Source organism: Citrobacter sp. C348 (genome assembly GCF_047467975.1).
In the GTDB taxonomy this organism is placed as follows: domain Bacteria; phylum Pseudomonadota; class Gammaproteobacteria; order Enterobacterales; family Enterobacteriaceae; genus Citrobacter; species Citrobacter gillenii.
In genome coordinates this window covers 81,767-99,645 of the sequence record NZ_JASJUJ010000015.1, presented here as the reverse complement: position 1 = coordinate 99,645, position 17,879 = coordinate 81,767, and the positions used below count along the sequence as shown (strand labels likewise).

Sequence of the window (17,879 nt, the reverse complement as noted above, 5' to 3'; positions counted from 1 at the left end):
ACTTCGTGCAAGAAAAAAGGCACGTCATCTGACGTGCCTTCTCTGGTACTACCCTACACGATTACTGCTCGCTTTCATCAGTATAACGTTTTGCTTTATAAGCAGGGTGCATCAGGTTCTGAGCAGAGAAAATATCGTCCAGCTCAGCTTCGGTCAACAGGCCGCGTTCAAGGACAACTTCGCGCACGCTCTTACCGGTTTCGGCACAGATTTTACCGACGATATCGCCGTTGTGGTGACCGATGAACGGGTTCAGATAGGTCACGATACCGATGGAGTTATACACGAATGCTTCACACACTTCTTTGTTAGCCGTAATGCCGCTAACGCATTTTTCCAGCAGGTTGTAGCAAGCATTGCTCAGGATGTGGATAGATTCAAACATTGCCTGGCCAATAACCGGTTCCATAACGTTCAACTGCAACTGACCAGCTTCAGACGCCATGGTAACGGTGATGTCGTTACCGATGACTTTAAAGCACACCTGGTTGACGACTTCCGGGATAACCGGGTTTACTTTTGCAGGCATGATGGAAGAACCCGCCTGCAGTTCCGGCAGGTTGATCTCGTTCAGGCCAGCACGTGGGCCAGAGGAGAGCAAACGCAGGTCGTTACAGATTTTGGACATCTTAACAGCCAGACGTTTCAGTGCGCTATGCACCATAACATATGCGCCACAGTCGGACGTTGCTTCAATCAGGTCTTCAGCCGGAACACAGGCAAAGCCAGTGACTTCAGCCAGTTTCTGTACAGCCAGCGGAGAGTACTCTTTCGGGGTGTTCAGACCTGTACCGATTGCGGTTGCGCCGAGGTTAACTTCCAGCAGCAGCTCAGCAGTACGGCCAATGTTCTTCACTTCTTCTTTCAGCAGAACGCTGAAAGCACGGAATTCCTGACCGAGAGTCATCGGTACAGCATCCTGCAGCTGGGTACGACCCATTTTCAGGATGTCCTGGAATTCAACGGCTTTTTGTTCGAAGCCTTCACGCAGCTGGTTCAGGGCATCAATCAGTTTGATGATGGATGCGTAAACAGCGATACGGAAGCCGGTCGGGTAAGCGTCGTTGGTGGACTGACATTTGTTCACGTGGTCGTTCGGATTCAGGTACTGATATTCACCTTTCTGGTGACCCATCAGTTCCAGACCGATATTGGCCAGCACTTCGTTGGTGTTCATGTTGACGGAGGTACCCGCACCACCCTGGTAAACATCTACCGGGAACTGATCCATGCATTTTCCGTTATTCAGAACTTCATCACATGCTGCGATGATGGCATTTGCCACACTCTTAGGAATGGTTTGCAGCTCTTTGTTGGCCAGGGCCGCTGCCTTTTTCACCATTACCATACCGCGAACAAACTCAGGGATATCGCTGATTTTGTTGTTGCTAATGTAGAAGTTTTCAATCGCTCTCAGAGTATGAACACCGTAGTAGGCGTCCGCTGGAACTTCCCTGGTACCCAACAAGTCTTCTTCGATACGAATGTTGTTTAACATGTGAACCTTCTTTTTCAAGCTGCCAATGATTTTTTACTAAACACACAGGATATATGTGATTTCGATTGTTTCTCGACCGACGATTATCCCCTGCATCGGTCTGATACCCGAGATCATATGCTGGTTCAGGATTTCTACCGTAATCTGGATCACTTAAAACGCGGAAATTACCCCTTAATTATTATTCTGTGAAATAGATCACCCCTTTAGGATTAATACCAAAAATAAGTGTAGAACCCGCTTGAAATTTTGCTAATTCCCCCCACATCTTTCCGATGCGAGTCACATAACCATTTGGACAGACGTGGCGAAAACGGCTGTTATTTACAGGAGAGTCCTTTGCGCTGGATACCATTACTTGCCATTTTTCTCTATGTTTACATAGAGATATCTATTTTCATTCAGGTTGCCCATGTTATGGGTGTTCTGATGACGCTGATTTTGGTCATTTTTACCTCGGTTATCGGTATGTCTCTGGTTCGTAACCAAGGATTTAAGAACTTTTTGTTGATGCAACAAAAAATGGCGGCGGGTGAAAGTCCTGCTGAAGAAATGATCAAGAGCGTGTCGCTGATTATTGCTGGTTTGCTGCTGGTGCTGCCGGGCTTCTTCACCGATTTCCTCGGTCTTCTTCTTTTGTTACCTCCGGTGCAGAAGCATCTGACCATGAAGCTGCTGCCGCACCTGCGCTTTTCTCGTATGCCGGGGGGCGGCTTTAGTGCAGGAACTGGTGGGGGCGAGACCTTTGACGGTGAGTTCCAGCGTAAAGATGATGAGCGCAACCGCCTTGATCACAAAGACGACGACCGTCGGGATTGATTCCGTAGGCCCGGTAAGCATAGCGCCACCGGGCATTTTTGCCGGATGGCGCTAATGCTTATTCGACCTATCGGCCTACAGTCTATTTTCTGCCATTTTCCTTTTTGGCAGTAACAACCACAGTCCTGCCAGCATAATCAGTGCATACAGACTCTTCCAGCCAACCATTGCCAGCAGCAACAGGCACAGCAGGCAGCCAATCACCGCCAGCACCCGATAATGCCCTTTCAGAAGTCGGCACCCTGCTAACATGCACAGCAGATAAATCATAATAAAGATGCCGTTGGCATAGATGATTAATGCATCGAGGTTGATTTGCAGTATATAGATGCACAATGTGCTGACCACGCAGCAAGCTAACACCGCGTTCAAAGCATTGCGCGGAAGATGGCGAGGGGACAAGCGAGCCAGGTAACTCTCCGGCTTATATTGCGCTTGCGACCACACCAGGCGGGAGAAACTCTGAATATAAATGTTCAGGCTGGCAAAGCAGGCCAGATAACCAATGATGCAGGCGACCCACAGAGCTTGTACGCCAAACAGTTGCACGACAATATTAGGTAGCGATGCCGCCGCAGCCATTTGCTCACCATAGGCGCCAAAATGTAGTACCACGACCGTACATGCCCAGTAGACTGAACCGGCCAGTAGCAGGCCGATCATCAGTGCACGGGGAAAGTCTCGCTCCGGTTTTTTGAACTCCGAGGCCAGGTGTGCGAATGCTTCAAGACCGACAAAACACCAGAACATCACCGACAGCGCCGCGAATAACCCAGGCAGTTCAATATCGGTAATGGCAGGAAAGGGGATTTCGCCGGGTTTAAGTTCACCCGCCCACCAGATGGCAGCGATAAGGGCAACAATCAGCCCGGCGATGACCGTTTGCAGGTTTGCACTGGAGCTGGCGCCGCGGGAACCCACATACCAAACCAACGCCAGCGTACCGAGCTCTGCCAACAAAAGCTGCCAGCCATGCCAGCCAAACATGGCCTGACCGAATCCGGCGGCAATGTGCAATGCCGCTGGCAGCCCGACCGGAATCACCGATAAAAACAGCCAGCCGGTAACGCGCTCCAGGCGAGGGCCAAAGGCCATGCCGACAAAATGTGCCACACCGCCGGCGCTGGGGTAATGGCGACCGAGCACGGCAAAGACAATCGCTACGGGGAAGACTAGAAGAATGAGGACCGGCCAGGCCCACAGGCTATTGCTACCCGCCACCAGGGCAGCCAGTGCGGGAACAGCAAAAACGCCTGTCCCTAACAATGATGTCGACAACAGGCCAATGCCCTGAGCCAGCCCCAGCTCTTGCTTCAGTCCACTCATAAATTGTTATCCGATTATGCCCGTTAAATAGGCTACAACGCAGATTTTCGATGGTATCACAATCGGATTTGCTTATGACGACGCGACTGAAATCGGTATTAAATGTGAGGTGTGTCGGTGTTTTGGCGGGATTTTCTCCTGATAAAAAAAATTTTTCGCTTGCCCCCTTGAAGGGAGAAAACCCCATCCCCATCTCTCTGGTCACTAGCCGGTAAACCGTTCACGGGCCGGCGCCACCCATAACTGATAAAGACTTTCTCAAAGGAGAGCTATCAATGAGTATTCGTCCGTTACATGATCGTGTGATCGTCAAACGTAAAGAAGTTGAATCCAAATCTGCTGGCGGCATCGTACTGACCGGTTCCGCAGCGGGTAAATCAACTCGTGGCGAAATCATCGCTGTCGGTAAGGGTCGCATCCTGGACAACGGTACCGTACAGCCGCTGGACGTGAAAATCGGCGATATCGTCATTTTCAACGATGGCTACGGTGTTAAATCTGAGAAGATCGACAATGAAGAAGTGTTGATCATGTCTGAAAGTGACATCCTGGCGATTGTTGAAGCTTAATCCGCGAACGACACTGAACATACGAATTTAAGGGAAAGAGAAAATGGCAGCTAAAGACGTAAAATTCGGTAACGACGCTCGTGTGAAAATGCTGCGCGGCGTGAACGTACTGGCAGACGCAGTAAAAGTTACCCTCGGTCCGAAAGGCCGTAACGTGGTTCTGGATAAATCTTTCGGTGCCCCAGCTATCACTAAAGATGGTGTTTCCGTAGCACGTGAAATCGAGCTGGAAGACAAGTTCGAAAACATGGGCGCGCAGATGGTGAAAGAAGTTGCCTCTAAAGCGAACGACGCTGCAGGTGACGGCACGACTACTGCGACCGTACTGGCTCAGTCCATCATCACTGAAGGCCTGAAGGCTGTTGCTGCGGGTATGAACCCGATGGATCTGAAACGTGGTATCGACAAAGCTGTCGCTGCTGCGGTTGAAGAACTGAAAGCCCTGTCCGTACCGTGCTCCGACTCTAAAGCGATTGCTCAGGTTGGTACCATCTCCGCTAACTCCGACGAAACCGTAGGTAAACTGATCGCTGAAGCGATGGACAAAGTCGGTAAAGAAGGCGTGATCACCGTTGAAGACGGTACCGGTCTGCAGGACGAACTGGACGTAGTTGAAGGTATGCAGTTCGACCGTGGCTACCTGTCTCCTTACTTCATCAACAAGCCGGAAACGGGCGCAGTAGAGCTGGAAACGCCGTTCATCCTGCTGGCTGATAAGAAAATCTCCAACATCCGCGAAATGCTGCCGGTTCTGGAAGCCGTTGCGAAAGCAGGCAAACCGCTGCTGATCATTGCTGAGGATGTTGAAGGCGAAGCGCTGGCTACCCTGGTCGTTAACACCATGCGTGGCATCGTGAAAGTGGCTGCGGTTAAAGCACCTGGCTTCGGCGACCGCCGTAAAGCTATGCTGCAGGATATCGCGACTCTGACCGGCGGTACCGTTATCTCTGAAGAGATCGGTATGGAGCTGGAAAAAGCGACCCTGGAAGATCTGGGCCAGGCAAAACGCGTTGTGATCAACAAAGACACCACCACCATCATCGATGGTGTGGGTGAAGAAGCGGCAATCCAGGGTCGTGTAACCCAGATTCGCCAGCAGATCGAAGAAGCAACTTCTGACTACGACCGTGAAAAACTGCAGGAGCGCGTAGCGAAACTGGCAGGCGGCGTTGCAGTCATCAAAGTGGGTGCTGCTACCGAAGTTGAAATGAAAGAGAAGAAAGCACGCGTTGAAGATGCCCTGCACGCGACCCGTGCTGCGGTAGAAGAAGGCGTGGTTGCTGGTGGTGGTGTTGCGCTGATCCGCGTAGCATCCAAACTGAGCGAACTGCGTGGTCAGAACGAAGACCAGAACGTGGGTATCAAAGTTGCGCTGCGCGCAATGGAATCCCCGCTGCGTCAGATCGTTCTGAACTGCGGCGAAGAACCGTCTGTTGTCGCTAACACCGTGAAAGCGGGTGACGGTAACTACGGTTACAACGCTGCAACTGAAGAATACGGTAACATGATCGACATGGGTATCCTGGATCCGACTAAAGTAACCCGTTCTGCTCTGCAGTACGCGGCTTCTGTTGCGGGTCTGATGATCACCACCGAGTGCATGGTAACCGACCTGCCGAAAGGCGATTCCGCTGACTTAGGTGCTGCTGGTGGTATGGGCGGCATGGGCGGAATGGGCGGCATGATGTAATTTAATCTTCATACTTCAAGCCGCAGGTTCGTTGGCTGCAACTTGAATTATTTGATTAAATACGCATCTCGCGAAAAATGAGAAACCCCCGGGCAGAAATGTCCGGGGGTTTTTCTTTTGGTCATCTTTTTAGTATATGATTCATCTACGGACAAAACGTCCAGCGCATTGATTATGGGGAATAACATGCACGTGAAATATTTAGCAGGGATCGTTGGTGCCGCGCTACTGATGGCGGGTTGTAGCTCCAGCAACGAACTGAGTTCAGCCGGACAAAGCGTACGCTTCGTTGAAGAGAAGCCAGGTGCCGAGTGCCAGCTGATTGGTACCGCAACCGGTAAGCAGAGCAACTGGCTTTCTGGTCAGCACGGCGAAGAGGGCGGCTCTATGCGCGGCGCGGCGAACGATCTGCGTAACCAGGCTGCGGCAATGGGCGGTAATGTGATTTATGGTGTAAGCAGCCCATCACAAGGTATGTTGTCGAGTTTTGTCCCAACCGCCAGCGAGATGATTGGTCAGGTTTATAAGTGCCCTAATTGATAAACGCTGTTGATGCCGGATGGCGACGCTGAAGCGTCTTATCCGGCCTACGGTACACATGAGCGTAGGCCTGATAAGCGCAGCGCCATCAGGCGTTCTGAGCTTTATGCGCAGACTGAACGCGTAAATGATGTAGCGCGCGCAAACACTGATCCTGATTGAGCTTTTGGGTGTTATCACCCGTCAATGTTCTGACAAACACCTGGCACGGTACACCGGAAAGTTTTTTCAGTCGTGGGCTGAAGTCCAGAAGGCGTCGAGTAATGGCCTCAGCTTCTTTGCTGCCGGAAAGGGCGCGAGTTTTCACTATTGCGCCACAGTATTGAGCTTTACCCTTTTCATCCTTATAGCGGTAGATAATCGCCAGGTAATGGTTAAACAGGTTATGTTTCCATTCTGGTTGTGTATATGAATCATATTCAAGATTGTCGTTTTGCTGGCAATCAACATCGTACAGCGGTAAGAAATCCAGCAGCGATGTAATTCTTAGCGCTAATTCGCGCATCCCTGCATTATTTATTGCGTGAATAATTGCATGTGCCAGTACCGTAATTTGTAGTTCATTAATTAACAACTCGCAGATTTGGCTATCATGCAGCGTAAGAGATAACGTTAAGTTCTCGCCTTCGTCGTTTACTAATGCCAGTGAATTTACCCGACGATTAATATCCGCATTTTTAAGCTCATCTTCCAGGATTAATGGCATGTTTTCATGCATTTTATGACTGGCTTTGTCACGTGCTTTTTCATACTGCAGACGCGCATCCTCGCCCAACAGGTGCTTGGTATGCAATCTGCTCTCCAGCGCGATAAGCAGGTCTCGTAGCCCGAATGGTGACAGAAAAAACAGCGAATCTTTATTTCTGGGTTCCTTTATCTTTAATGCCAGCGCAATGAACTCATTTTTTTGACGAATAATGCCCGTATTAATACCTTTAATCGTTATAGCCACGGCGGTTCTCTCTCACCTAATATTCAACGGAAAACTAAATATTGATTTATTTATATGATTTATAAATACATTAAAAGATAGCTATCGCTAAAATAACATAAATTAAAAGCCAGAGAAGGACTGAATAAATTGAAATTATATTATTCGGCAGTGAGTGTCCGAAAGCGGACACTCATTTGGATTATTGTTGACGTAATTGCAGATCCAGCGGCGTTTTACTGGGCTCTCCGCCAATTTCACGCGCCAGTTTGGGGACCATATAGCCTGATACCAGCGTCAACAGTTCTCGCATGATTTGACGCGCTTCATCGTCGCTGACCATAAAGTGCGCAGCCCCTTGCACCTTATCCAGCACGTGCAGGTAATAGGGCATCACGCCGGCATCAAATAGCGCGTTGCTAAGATTCGCCAGCGTCTGGGCGTTATCGTTCACGCCGCGCAATAACACGCTTTGGTTGAGCAGTGTGACGCCAATCCGACGCAGTTTTGCCATCGCCTGACGAAATGTCTCATCAATTTCGTTGGCGTGGTTAATGTGATTCACCAGCAGAACTTGCAGAGAAGAGTGAGCAAAACGCTCGACCAATCCGTCGGTAATTCGCGCCGGAATGACAATCGGCAAACGGCTGTGAATGCGCAGGCGCTTAATATGTGGGATGGCTTCCAGTTGCGTGAGCAACCAGTCCAGTTCGTGGTCTTTGGCCATTAACGGATCGCCGCCGGAGAAGATAATCTCATCCAGCTCCGGGTGCGCCGCGATGTAATCTAACGCAATCTGCCAGTTACGCTTATTCCCCTGATTATCGGCATAAGGGAAATGGCGACGGAAGCAGTAGCGACAGTTGACCGCGCATCCGCCTTTTACCAGCAGCAACGCCCGATTGCGATACTTATGTAGTAATCCCGGCACGACGCTGTGCTGTTCTTCCAGCGGGTCGGTTGAGAATCCTGGCGCGGCGACAAATTCATCTTGGGAGGTGAGTACCTGGCGCAGCAGCGGATCGTTGGGGTTGCCTTTTTCCATCCGCGCGATAAACGATCGCGGGACGCGCAGGGCAAAAAGACGTTTTGCCTCACGACCTGCGAGCATATTTTCATCAGCGTCTATATTCAAAAGACGTAATAGTTCATCCGGATCGGTGAGAACATCGGCAAGTTGTACTAACCAATCTTCTCTGGATGGGGTGTTTAGGGTTACAATATGCGCCATTTTGTGGCTAAGCTACCAGTTAACAATTTCAGAGGGCCTTATGGCGACTTACTATAGCAACGATTTTCGTGCCGGTCTTAAAATCATGATGGACGGCGAACCTTATGCGGTTGAAGCCAGTGAATTCGTTAAACCGGGTAAAGGCCAGGCTTTCGCGCGCGTTAAGCTGCGCCGCCTGCTGACCGGTACTCGTGTAGAGAAAACCTTCAAATCCACCGACTCCGCTGAAGGCGCAGACGTTGTAGATATGAACCTGACTTACCTGTACAACGACGGTGAGTTCTATCATTTCATGAACAACTCCACTTTCGAACAGCTGGCTGCTGACGCGAAAGCGGTAGGCGATAGCGCTAAATGGCTGTTGGATCAGGCTGAGTGCATCGTGACCCTGTGGAATGGTCAGCCTATCTCCGTGACCCCACCGAACTTTGTTGAGCTGGAAATCGTTGAAACTGACCCGGGTCTGAAAGGTGACACCGCGGGTACGGGTGGCAAACCAGCGACGCTGTCCACCGGCGCAGTTGTTAAAGTTCCGCTGTTCGTACAGATCGGCGAAGTGATCAAAGTGGATACGCGTTCAGGCGAATACGTTTCCCGCGTTAAGTAATACATCCTATTTGATCGATGGCGCAGGCTGCTGCGCCATACTTTTCCAGGGCAGGAATGATGAAACGTCTTCTCGGTCTTGTAATGCTTATCCTGTTCACCAGCACACTCCTGACGGGCTGTAATACCGCACGTGGCTTCGGTGAAGACATCAAACATCTTGGTAATTCCATCTCTCACGCGGCCAGTTGAGCCTGTCATATTGTCTTAAAAATATGCGTTTTTCCGTCATCCTTCCGGATCTTGTCTATCATTAAGTAGCTATACACAAACAATATTGGCTAGAAAAGGAAGACGTTATGGTTAAAAAGACAATTGCAGCGCTCTTTTCTGTGTTGGTTCTTTCTTCAGTGTTGACTGCGTGTAATACAACAAAAGGTGTTGGGCAGGATATTTCTGAAGGCGGTAGCGCAATCTCTGGTGCAGCGACAAAAGCTCAGCAATAATCATGAACGGTACGACGCTCTGTCGTACCGTTAATTCATTTTCTCGGGTAGCGACAGAAACGGTGAAAAGCGGTTTCCTAAATGCAGCTTGATACGAATGTTGCGTTTATAGGTGTAAACCGTCTTGCTATGAATGCCGAGGGCCGAGGCTATCGCAGTGTTACTCACGCCATCCATCCACATCGACAGTACTTTCTCTTCCTGCGGCGTAAGCAGCGGTGTCGCGTTTTTAGTGGCCTTTAGCGCAGGACGAACGCAGAGAGCATCCTGAATACTGTCTGACAACTCAGAGAGCGTAGTGCGTTTGGATAATACCGAATGGACGGCGTATTGCGGGTTGTGAGCGGGTACAGCCTTTCTGTCCCCTGATTGCAGTAAAATCAGGGGGATCAGACCACAGCTCATAAAAAAAGGCGCAATCGGCGGACTGGCATGTACATCGCTGAGAAAACCATATAAATCCGCGATCACCAGATGCGGTTTCCACTGCGAAATATGTTCTTTTGCCAGTAAGAGGTTATTGATTCCTGACACCAGAAACGAAGAATTAAACCTGCCAGAATGATTAAGCAGGGCCTCGATCCCCGTGCGGGTAAAGTGGCACCGGTCAATCACTAAAATTTTATGCATAAACTTTTCGCATTCAGAAGTGGGGCAAACGGCTTCCTGACTTCAGAAAGCTATTTATCATAGAGAAGTCCAACGGCAGCCAAATGCGGGAACTACGCTGCTATTTGTGCTCAATTCTTGCTTTAAGCAGGCAATGGATAAAAAGGTTGAAATTCATTTTCTGTCAGGCAAAAATACCTTTTCATACTTCAGCGTTGTAGGACGACCTGCAAACGCTTCTCTCACCGGGGACGGCCCCATTGCTATTCTGGAGCCTGATATGTCCTGGATCGTTTTATTGATTGCTGGCCTGCTCGAAGTCGTATGGGCAATTGGTCTGAAATATACCCACGGTTTTACCCGCCTGACGCCGAGTATTATTACCATTGTGGCGATGATCGTCAGTATCGCTATGCTGTCCTGGGCGATGCGAACACTACCTGTTGGAACGGCTTATGCGGTCTGGACCGGTATTGGTGCGGTAGGGGCGGCCATTACCGGTATCCTGCTGCTGGGGGAATCCGCCAGTCCGGCACGTTTGCTGAGTCTGGGTCTGATTGTCGCCGGAATTATTGGTCTGAAGCTCAGTACCCACTAAGCGCCAGGCTGTTTTACCCAAATTAGCTTGTTCACTTCAAACCCTTCCCGGGTCGCGACTGCCAGCATCTGCTGTTTCATCTCGTCTGAAATAGTCGGGGTACGTGAGAGGATCCACAGGTAGTCGCGATCCGGGCCGCAGACCAGCGCGTGGCGATACTCCCGATCGAGAGCAATCACGTTATACCCACCGTAGAACGGGCCGAAGAACGACACCTTCAGCGCCGCTCGCGTAGGATCGCCGGTGAAATAAGCCTTACCCTCCGTTTTTTGCCACATGCTTCTGTCAGGGTTGTAGCCCTTGTTGATCACGTTGATACCGCCGTCATCACGTAGGCTGTAGGTTGCAGTGACTTTTTCCAGCCCGCGCTCGAAGCGATGGTCGAAACGCGCGATTTCGTACCAGGTCCCGAGATAGCGTTTAGCGTCAAAATTATTGACAACGGTCACGCCTGCAGGCGGCGTAGGAGAGCTGCAAGCGACAACCAGAAATGCAGCGGTAACGGCAGCAACTACAGGCAGCAAGCGCATAGGATTTTCCTTTTAAGGTTTTTCCTAAGTGTAGAACCTGGCGGGGAATTAAGGGAAGAGAGAGCGAAAAAACGCCCTCTTACCGGATGATAAGAGGGCGGAGCGATTAGATGGTCAGAATACCAATCGCCGTTACAACGGTCAGGATCGCAGCCAGACCGTAGAATACCCACTTGCCAGCCGGCACGTGAATTTTCAGGTCATGCATCGCGTGGTGCATACGGTGTAAACCACACCACAGCGGCAGAACGATCATCAGGAACAGGAACGCACGTCCGATGAAGCTCTGAGCAAATGCCAGTACGCGTTCATAGCTGAACGCATCAGGAACAAAGCCCAGCGGCAGCATAATGCCTACCAACAGGATCATCACCGGCGCAATGATAGCGCTCCACATACCGCCTGCACCAAACAGGCCCCAGAATACGGGTTCGTCAGAGCGTTTTGGATTTGGATTAATCATTCCGGACTCCTTACCAGAACAGGGCAACAAACAGTATTACTACTGTCGCAACCACAGTAACTGCCCAGAGACCTTTGATTACCGGCTCTGGCCCCATTTTTTCGTCTTTTACGATGATGTTGGCAGCTTTTGGCGCCAGCTCAAACCAGGTTTTGGTATGCAGCAGCGCTGCAGCCAGGGCGATAATATTAAGAATTACCACCACCGGGTTTTGTAAAAAGGCGACAAAACCCATCCAGGACTCTGCACCATGCTTGAGTGCAAACAGGCCGATAATCAGTTCAATGCTGAACCAGACTGCCGGAACTGCCGTGCCTTCACGCAGCATGTAAAAACGATAAAATGGCAGTTTTTTCCACCAAGTGGACGTCATTGGCCGCACATAGGCTTTGCGTTTAGTCGTCATCGTGCACTCCTTAGCGTGGTTTCAGGGTAGCGATAAGAAAGTCTTTTGAACTTTCAACTTTACCCTGCTGAATGGCCGCAGCCGGATCGACGTGTTTCGGGCAGACTTCGGAGCAGTAGCCCACGAAAGTACAGGACCAGACGCCGTTCGGGCTGTTCAACTGAGCCATACGCTCCTTCTTACCGTGGTCGCGGCTATCTTCGTTATAACGATGCGCCAGGGTGATTGCAGCCGGTCCAATGAACTCTGGGTTCAGGCCGAACTGCGGGCACGCGGCATAGCACAGACCACAGTTGATGCAACCGGAGAACTGATGATACTTCGCCATCTGCGCCGGAGTCTGGGTGTTTGGACCCTGATCCGGAGTACGCGGGTTACCAATGATGTATGGCTTGATCGCTTCCAGGCTTTCGATAAAGTGCGTCATATCGACGACCAGATCGCGTTCGATCGGGAAGTTGCCCAGCGCTTCAACCTTCATACCGTTGGTGTATTCACGCAGGAAGGTTTTGCACGCCAGTTTAGGCACGTTGTTGACCATCATGCCGCAGGAGCCGCAGATTGCCATACGGCAGGACCAGCGGTAGCTCAGGTCCGGCGCCAGGTTATCTTTGATGTAACCCAACGCATCCAGTAGAGATGTGGTTTCATCATAAGGAACTTCATAGAAAGCACTGTGCGGCGCGGTATCGGTTTCCGGGTTATAGCGCACCACCTCAACTTTCAGATTTTTCATCTCAGCCATTCGCCTTCTCCTTCTTATCGGCTGCTTCCGCTTCGCCACCGTACATACGTTTAGCTGGCGGCAGAGTGGTGATTTTCACGTCGCTGTATTCCAGGCGAGTTGTGCCGTCAGCATCGCGGAAGGCGAGAGTGTGTTTGAGGAAGTTAACGTCATCACGCTCGGTGCAGCCTTCATCCAGACGCTGGTGCGCGCCGCGGGATTCTTTACGTGCCAGCGCAGAGTGCGCCATACATTCAGCAACGTTCAGACCATGACCCAGTTCGATGGTGTACAGCAAGTCGGTGTTGAAGACGCTGGAGGTATCGGTGATACGTACGCGCTTGAAACGTTCCTGCAGTTCGGCGAGTTTATCAACGGTTTTCTGCATGAGTTCCGGCGTACGGTAGATACCGCAACCTTCTTCCATGGACAGACCCATTTCGTCGCGGATTTTAGACCAGTTTTCGTTACCTTCCTGGTTCACCAGATCTTTCAGACGTTTTTCAACGCCAGCAACCTGTGCGTCGAGTGCGGCACCGTTTGCAGCGCCAGCAGTAGAAGCGCGTTCCATTGCTTTCTCACCGGCCATGCGGCCGAAGACCACCAGTTCTGCCAGAGAGTTAGAACCCAGACGGTTAGCGCCATGCAGACCAACAGAGGAACATTCACCAACGGCGAACAGACCTTTAATGCGAGTTTCACAGTGCTGATCGGTTTCGATACCGCCCATGGTGTAGTGTGCGGTCGGACGTACCGGGATCGGTTCTTTAACCGGATCGACACCCACGTAGGCTTTCGCCAGTTCGCAGATGAACGGTAAGCGCTCGAGCAGTTTTTTCTCGCCGAGATGACGCAGGTCGAGGTAAACCACATCGCCACGCGGGGTGGAAATGGTGTTGCCTTTACGCCATTCGTGCCAGAACGCCTGAGAAACTTTGTCACGCGGACCCAGTTCCATGTACTTGTTCTTCGGCTCGCCCAGCGGAGTTTCCGGACCCATGCCGTAGTCTTGCAGATAGCGATAGCCATCTTTGTTGACCAGAATACCGCCTTCACCGCGGCAGCCTTCGGTCATCAGGATACCGGAGCCTGGCAGACCAGTCGGGTGATACTGAACGAATTCCATATCACGCAGCGGAACGCCGTGGCTCAGTGCCATGCCCATACCGTCGCCGGTAACAATGCCGCCATTGGTGTTGTAACGGTACACACGGCCTGCGCCGCCTGTTGCCATAACAACCGCGTTAGCACGGATTTGCATCAGCGTGCCTTCCATCATGTTCATCGCAACCAGGCCGCGAGCCTGACCGTCATCAACCAGGATGTCCAGGACGAAGTGTTCGTCGAAACGCTGAATTTGCGGGAACTGCAAAGATGTTTGGAACAGCGTATGCAGCATGTGGAAGCCGGTCTTATCCGCGGCAAACCAGGTACGCTCGATTTTCATACCGCCGAAGCGACGTACGTTGACGCTACCGTCTTCACGACGGCTCCATGGGCAACCCCATTGTTCCAGTTGCGTCATTTCAGTTGGGCAGTGGTGGACAAAGTAATCCACGACATCCTGCTCACACAGCCAGTCTCCGCCAGCTACCGTATCGTGAAAATGGTAGTCAAAGCTGTCATGATCCTGCGCGACAGCAGCAGAGCCGCCTTCGGCAGCAACGGTATGGCTGCGCATTGGGTACACTTTTGAGATCAGTGCGATTTTAGCGTTGGGATTTGCTTGTGCGGCAGCAATTGCAGCACGTAATCCCGCGCCACCGGCGCCTATAATGGCAAGATCGGCTTGAAAGGTTTGCACGACATTCCTCCAGATTGTTGTTATTTCATCCCCGCCCGTAATCAGATGCTTCATCTGAGTCAAACGGGTTATGAACGCGTTTCCACTGCTCCTTTATAGGTACAATAGTATAGTCTCAGGGAGGAGCGGGAAATTTGACGTGTTCGATTTTTTTAGCGTATCACAGGGGGGAATTATCATTGATTTTGATTAATTTAATTACTAAACCACCCAATGTTGCTTTTTTTATCAACTTGTCCGTGTTTGTTATTCCCTCCCGAAATTTGTCTCGCTAACGCGTTACGAGTAGACTTCGTGCCCTTGTCTTAAATCGGAGAAACAACCATGAGCGAAACGGCAACCTGGCAGCCGAGCGCGTCCATCCCCAATCTGTTAAAACGTGCAGCAATTATAGCGGAAATCCGCCGCTTTTTTGCTGACCGTGGCGTGCTTGAGGTTGAGACACCTTGTATGAGTCAGGCGACGGTTACGGATATTCATCTGTTCCCGTTCGAAACGCGTTTCGTTGGCCCAGGTCATTCTCAGGGCATGAACCTCTATTTGATGACCAGCCCGGAATACCATATGAAGCGCCTGCTGGTGGCAGGGTGTGGTCCGGTCTACCAACTGTGTCGCAGTTTCCGTAACGAAGAGATGGGGCGTCACCATAACCCCGAGTTCACCATGCTCGAGTGGTACCGTCCTCATTACGACATGTACCGTCTGATGAATGAAGTGGACGATTTGCTCCAGCAAGTGCTGGACTGCTCTCCGGCGGAAAGCCTCTCTTATCAGCAAGCCTTCCAGCGTCATCTGGAAATCGATCCGCTGTCAGCGGATAAAACACAGTTGCGCGAAGCGGCGGCTAAGCTGGATCTCAGCAATATCGCGGACACCGAAGAAGACCGGGATACCTTGCTGCAACTGCTGTTTGCGATGGGCGTCGAACCGCACATTGGCAAAGATAAACCGACGTTTGTATATCATTTCCCGGCCAGCCAGGCGTCGTTGGCGCAAATCAGTACTGAAGACCACCGCGTGGCCGAACGTTTTGAGGTGTACTACAAAGGTATTGAGCTGGCGAATGGTTTCCATGAGTTGACCGATGCACGCGAGCAGCAGCAACGCTTCGAACAGGATAACCGCAAACGAGCCGCCCGTGGCTTACCGCAACAGCCTATCGATAACAATCTGCTTGAAGCGCTAAAAGTTGGGATGCCGGATTGCTCAGGCGTGGCGCTGGGCGTCGACCGTCTGGTTATGCTGGCTCTGGGTGCTGATAGCCTGGCCGATGTTATCGCCTTTACCGTCGATCGTGCGTAATTCACGTCTCCGCATTGCAAAGTGGCGCATAGTCGCCACTTTGTAGCATCTTTTTTCATTTCCCCTCTAATAGCCACAATTTAACTCTGGAATTTTGTTAGCATTCAGGTATCAATCCTGTGTTGATTTTCTTATTGCTGATCTCTGCAAGGGGGCAGTATTCACCGGTGAGTGGTGTTTGATAAACACTCTCCAGAGTAAGGGATAGTTTAATGACCCAAACAATAAAAAAGATGAGCCTGACTGGTCTCATCCTGATGATATTTACGTCTGTTTTTGGATTTGCTAATAGCCCCTCGGCTTTCTATTTAATGGGATACAGTGCCATTCCATGGTATGTATTTTCTGCATTATTATTCTTTATCCCATTTGCCTTAATGATGGCTGAAATGGGGTCTGCCTATCGGAAAGAAGAGGGTGGGATCTATTCGTGGATGAATAATAGCGTCGGACCTCGTTATGCGTTTATCGGCACCTTTATGTGGTTCTCTTCCTACGTTATCTGGATGGTGAGCACCGCGGCGAAAGTCTGGGTGCCTTTTTCCACCTTTATATTCGGCGCGGATATGACGCAGACCTGGCGTATCGCCGGGTTTGAGCCCACGCAGGTCGTCGGACTGCTTGCTGTTGGCTGGATGGTGTTGGTGACTGGCGTAGCGTCACGGGGTATTAATAAGATTGCTCGCATTACGGCGGTTGGCGGAATTGCCGTCATGTGTCTTAATTTAGTTCTGTTGTTAGTGAGTATCGCTATTTTGTTATTAACCGGTGGCCACTTTGCACAGGATATTAATTTTGTCTCTTCACCGAATCCGGGATATCAGTCCGGTCTGGCCATGCTGTCATTTGTGGTGTTTGCTATTTTTGCCTATGGCGGAATAGAGGCCGTGGGTGGACTGGTTGATAAAACAGAGAAACCTGAAAAGAACTTCGCGAAAGGCATTGTCTTCGCGGCGATTGTCATTTCAGTGGGTTATTCGCTGGCCATCTTTTTATGGGGCGTGAGTACCAACTGGCAGGATGTATTAAGTAATAGTTCAGTGAACTTGGGTAATATTACTTATATCCTGATGAAAAGTTTGGGGATGACTCTGGGCCATGCGCTGCATCTTTCACCTGAGGCGGCTATCACTACAGGCGTCTGGTTTGCGCGTATTACCGGCCTGTCTATGTTCCTTGCTTATACCGGGGCATTCTTCACGCTCAGCTACTCGCCGCTGAAAGCGATTATTCAGGGGACGCCAAAAGCACTGTGGCCTGCACCGATGACCAGACTGAACGCTATGGGGATGCCGACGACGGCGATGTGGATGCAGTGTGGGCTTGTGAGCCTGTTTATTCTTCTGGTGTCGTTTGGCGGCGATACGGCCTCAGCGTTCTATAACAAGCTGACGCTGATGGCGAACGTCTCGATGACGCTGCCGTATCTGTTCCTCGCACTGGCGTTCCCTTTCTTTAAATCTCGCGTCGGTCTGGAAAGACCGTTTGTGATATTTAAAACCCGAGCCGCAACGCTACTGGCAACGAGTGTCGTGGTGCTGGTGGTGACGTTCGCCAACGTGTTCACCATTATCCAGCCGGTGATTGAAGCTGGCGACTGGAACAGTGCACTGTGGATGACCGGCGGGCCGATTTTCTTCTCGTTGTTAGCCATGGCGATTTACCAGAACTACAGCCGTCGTATGGCCAATGAGCCTGAATGGGCGGTTGAATAAACGACCTGCCTAATCCGGCCTACTAAAGAAGCATCTTCGTAGGCCGGATTAGGCGAAGCCGCCATCCGGGAC

At 50.9% G+C, this 17,879-nt stretch carries 20 protein-coding genes; 10 read left to right on the top strand and 10 right to left on the bottom strand.

Going from position 1 to position 17,879, the window contains the following annotated elements; all coding sequences use genetic code 11:
* Positions 1 to 61: 61 nt before the first annotated feature.
* Positions 62 to 1,498 carry an aspartate ammonia-lyase gene (aspA, locus tag QNN86_RS22240; RefSeq protein WP_096758611.1) on the bottom strand — a complete coding sequence of 479 codons (1,437 nt, stop codon included), beginning with the start codon at positions 1,496 to 1,498 and terminating at the stop codon, positions 62 to 64.
* A gap of 339 nt (positions 1,499 to 1,837) precedes the next feature.
* Between aspA and QNN86_RS22235 the strand changes: the two genes are divergently transcribed.
* On the top strand, positions 1,838 to 2,317 hold the full coding sequence (locus QNN86_RS22235; RefSeq protein ID WP_115259635.1) for an FxsA family protein: 480 nt from the start codon (positions 1,838 to 1,840) through the stop codon (positions 2,315 to 2,317).
* A 75-nt stretch (positions 2,318 to 2,392) separates the two neighbouring features.
* Here the strand turns inward: QNN86_RS22235 and yjeH are convergent, their stop codons facing one another.
* The gene (gene yjeH / locus QNN86_RS22230; protein WP_181618461.1) at positions 2,393 to 3,643 is read right to left on the bottom strand and encodes an L-methionine/branched-chain amino acid transporter; all 1,251 of its coding nucleotides are present in this window, start codon (positions 3,641 to 3,643) and stop codon (positions 2,393 to 2,395) included.
* 275 nt (positions 3,644 to 3,918) lie between these two features.
* Here yjeH and QNN86_RS22225 point away from each other — a divergent pair, with 275 nt between their 5' ends.
* From QNN86_RS22225 to QNN86_RS22215, 3 genes are all read left to right on the top strand, one after another.
* Positions 3,919 to 4,212, top strand: a complete 294-nt coding sequence (locus tag QNN86_RS22225) for a co-chaperone GroES (protein WP_152401628.1) — start codon at positions 3,919 to 3,921, stop codon at positions 4,210 to 4,212.
* Positions 4,213 to 4,255: 43 nt separating this feature from the next.
* Positions 4,256 to 5,902 (top strand): chaperonin GroEL, encoded by a 1,647-nt coding sequence (groL, locus tag QNN86_RS22220; protein ID WP_096758608.1) that lies wholly within the window; start codon positions 4,256 to 4,258, stop codon positions 5,900 to 5,902.
* A gap of 186 nt (positions 5,903 to 6,088) precedes the next feature.
* On the top strand, positions 6,089 to 6,442 hold the full coding sequence (locus tag QNN86_RS22215; RefSeq protein WP_042999161.1) for a DUF4156 domain-containing protein: 354 nt from the start codon (positions 6,089 to 6,091) through the stop codon (positions 6,440 to 6,442).
* An 88-nt stretch (positions 6,443 to 6,530) separates the two neighbouring features.
* On the opposite strand, the gene yjeJ is transcribed toward QNN86_RS22215, so the two are convergent.
* Together yjeJ and epmB are read right to left on the bottom strand one after the other, a co-directional pair.
* Positions 6,531 to 7,394, bottom strand: a complete 864-nt coding sequence (gene yjeJ, locus QNN86_RS22210) for a YjeJ family protein (RefSeq protein WP_414212341.1) — start codon at positions 7,392 to 7,394, stop codon at positions 6,531 to 6,533.
* A gap of 181 nt (positions 7,395 to 7,575) precedes the next feature.
* Complete coding sequence (epmB, locus tag QNN86_RS22205) at positions 7,576 to 8,604, bottom strand: EF-P beta-lysylation protein EpmB (protein ID WP_096758606.1); 1,029 nt, start codon at positions 8,602 to 8,604, stop codon at positions 7,576 to 7,578.
* Positions 8,605 to 8,644: 40 nt separating this feature from the next.
* Between epmB and efp the strand changes: the two genes are divergently transcribed.
* The 3 genes from efp (at position 8,645) to ecnB (ending at position 9,656) form a co-directional block, all read left to right on the top strand.
* Entirely contained in the window at positions 8,645 to 9,211 is a 567-nt protein-coding gene (gene efp, locus QNN86_RS22200) for an elongation factor P (protein WP_096758605.1), read from the top strand.
* Positions 9,212 to 9,267: 56 nt separating this feature from the next.
* Positions 9,268 to 9,402, top strand: a complete 135-nt coding sequence (gene ecnA, locus QNN86_RS22195) for a lipoprotein antitoxin entericidin A (protein WP_043018154.1) — start codon at positions 9,268 to 9,270, stop codon at positions 9,400 to 9,402.
* A gap of 107 nt (positions 9,403 to 9,509) precedes the next feature.
* Entirely contained in the window at positions 9,510 to 9,656 is a 147-nt protein-coding gene (ecnB, locus tag QNN86_RS22190) for a lipoprotein toxin entericidin B (RefSeq protein ID WP_096758604.1), read from the top strand.
* 30 nt (positions 9,657 to 9,686) lie between these two features.
* Here the strand turns inward: ecnB and QNN86_RS22185 are convergent, their stop codons facing one another.
* Positions 9,687 to 10,286, bottom strand: coding sequence for a LuxR C-terminal-related transcriptional regulator (locus QNN86_RS22185; protein ID WP_279277354.1), 600 nt, complete (start codon positions 10,284 to 10,286; stop codon positions 9,687 to 9,689).
* Positions 10,287 to 10,545: 259 nt separating this feature from the next.
* On the opposite strand from QNN86_RS22185, the gene sugE reads away from it, so the two are divergent.
* Positions 10,546 to 10,863, top strand: coding sequence for a quaternary ammonium compound efflux SMR transporter SugE (gene sugE / locus QNN86_RS22180; RefSeq protein ID WP_016151397.1), 318 nt, complete (start codon positions 10,546 to 10,548; stop codon positions 10,861 to 10,863).
* Here the strand turns inward: sugE and QNN86_RS22175 are convergent.
* The 5 genes from QNN86_RS22175 to frdA all read right to left on the bottom strand — a co-directional run bounded on the left by QNN86_RS22175 (position 10,860) and on the right by frdA (position 14,790).
* Positions 10,860 to 11,393, bottom strand: coding sequence for a lipocalin family protein (locus QNN86_RS22175; RefSeq protein ID WP_181618465.1), 534 nt, complete (start codon positions 11,391 to 11,393; stop codon positions 10,860 to 10,862). The two genes, sugE and QNN86_RS22175, sit on opposite strands and share 4 nt — an antisense overlap.
* A 106-nt stretch (positions 11,394 to 11,499) precedes the next feature.
* Positions 11,500 to 11,856 carry a fumarate reductase subunit FrdD gene (gene frdD, locus QNN86_RS22170; protein WP_003025535.1) on the bottom strand — a complete coding sequence of 119 codons (357 nt, stop codon included), beginning with the start codon at positions 11,854 to 11,856 and terminating at the stop codon, positions 11,500 to 11,502.
* Positions 11,857 to 11,866: 10 nt separating this feature from the next.
* Positions 11,867 to 12,262 (bottom strand): fumarate reductase subunit FrdC, encoded by a 396-nt coding sequence (gene frdC, locus QNN86_RS22165; protein ID WP_181618466.1) that lies wholly within the window; start codon positions 12,260 to 12,262, stop codon positions 11,867 to 11,869.
* A gap of 10 nt (positions 12,263 to 12,272) precedes the next feature.
* Complete coding sequence (frdB, locus tag QNN86_RS22160) at positions 12,273 to 13,007, bottom strand: fumarate reductase iron-sulfur protein (RefSeq protein WP_096758601.1); 735 nt, start codon at positions 13,005 to 13,007, stop codon at positions 12,273 to 12,275.
* Positions 13,000 to 14,790, bottom strand: coding sequence for a fumarate reductase (quinol) flavoprotein subunit (gene frdA, locus QNN86_RS22155; protein ID WP_135323431.1), 1,791 nt, complete (start codon positions 14,788 to 14,790; stop codon positions 13,000 to 13,002). Before frdA ends, frdB begins: the two co-directional genes overlap by 8 nt.
* A gap of 324 nt (positions 14,791 to 15,114) precedes the next feature.
* Here frdA and epmA point away from each other — a divergent pair, with 324 nt between their 5' ends.
* Complete coding sequence (epmA, locus tag QNN86_RS22150; RefSeq protein ID WP_096758600.1) at positions 15,115 to 16,092, top strand: elongation factor P--(R)-beta-lysine ligase; 978 nt, start codon at positions 15,115 to 15,117, stop codon at positions 16,090 to 16,092.
* A gap of 212 nt (positions 16,093 to 16,304) precedes the next feature.
* Complete coding sequence (yjeM, locus tag QNN86_RS22145) at positions 16,305 to 17,807, top strand: glutamate/gamma-aminobutyrate family transporter YjeM (RefSeq protein ID WP_279277353.1); 1,503 nt, start codon at positions 16,305 to 16,307, stop codon at positions 17,805 to 17,807.
* Positions 17,808 to 17,879 lie beyond the last annotated feature (72 nt).

What these genes read in the sequence shown, in the direction of transcription:
- aspA (WP_096758611.1), bottom strand. Translation starts at nt 1,498, where the DNA reads ATGTTAAACAACATTCGTATCGAAGAAGACTTGTTGGGTACCAGGGAA.
- ecnA (WP_043018154.1), top strand. Translation starts at nt 9,268, where the DNA reads ATGATGAAACGTCTTCTCGGTCTTGTAATGCTTATCCTGTTCACCAGC.
- yjeH (WP_181618461.1), bottom strand. Translation starts at nt 3,643, where the DNA reads ATGAGTGGACTGAAGCAAGAGCTGGGGCTGGCTCAGGGCATTGGCCTG.
- sugE (WP_016151397.1), top strand. Translation starts at nt 10,546, where the DNA reads ATGTCCTGGATCGTTTTATTGATTGCTGGCCTGCTCGAAGTCGTATGG.
- QNN86_RS22215 (WP_042999161.1), top strand. Translation starts at nt 6,089, where the DNA reads ATGCACGTGAAATATTTAGCAGGGATCGTTGGTGCCGCGCTACTGATG.
- frdD (WP_003025535.1), bottom strand. Translation starts at nt 11,856, where the DNA reads ATGATTAATCCAAATCCAAAACGCTCTGACGAACCCGTATTCTGGGGC.
- epmB (WP_096758606.1), bottom strand. Translation starts at nt 8,604, where the DNA reads ATGGCGCATATTGTAACCCTAAACACCCCATCCAGAGAAGATTGGTTA.
- QNN86_RS22175 (WP_181618465.1), bottom strand. Translation starts at nt 11,393, where the DNA reads ATGCGCTTGCTGCCTGTAGTTGCTGCCGTTACCGCTGCATTTCTGGTT.
- QNN86_RS22185 (WP_279277354.1), bottom strand. Translation starts at nt 10,286, where the DNA reads ATGCATAAAATTTTAGTGATTGACCGGTGCCACTTTACCCGCACGGGG.
- frdB (WP_096758601.1), bottom strand. Translation starts at nt 13,007, where the DNA reads ATGGCTGAGATGAAAAATCTGAAAGTTGAGGTGGTGCGCTATAACCCG.
- groL (WP_096758608.1), top strand. Translation starts at nt 4,256, where the DNA reads ATGGCAGCTAAAGACGTAAAATTCGGTAACGACGCTCGTGTGAAAATG.
- QNN86_RS22225 (WP_152401628.1), top strand. Translation starts at nt 3,919, where the DNA reads ATGAGTATTCGTCCGTTACATGATCGTGTGATCGTCAAACGTAAAGAA.
- efp (WP_096758605.1), top strand. Translation starts at nt 8,645, where the DNA reads ATGGCGACTTACTATAGCAACGATTTTCGTGCCGGTCTTAAAATCATG.
- yjeM (WP_279277353.1), top strand. Translation starts at nt 16,305, where the DNA reads ATGACCCAAACAATAAAAAAGATGAGCCTGACTGGTCTCATCCTGATG.
- frdC (WP_181618466.1), bottom strand. Translation starts at nt 12,262, where the DNA reads ATGACGACTAAACGCAAAGCCTATGTGCGGCCAATGACGTCCACTTGG.
- epmA (WP_096758600.1), top strand. Translation starts at nt 15,115, where the DNA reads ATGAGCGAAACGGCAACCTGGCAGCCGAGCGCGTCCATCCCCAATCTG.
- ecnB (WP_096758604.1), top strand. Translation starts at nt 9,510, where the DNA reads ATGGTTAAAAAGACAATTGCAGCGCTCTTTTCTGTGTTGGTTCTTTCT.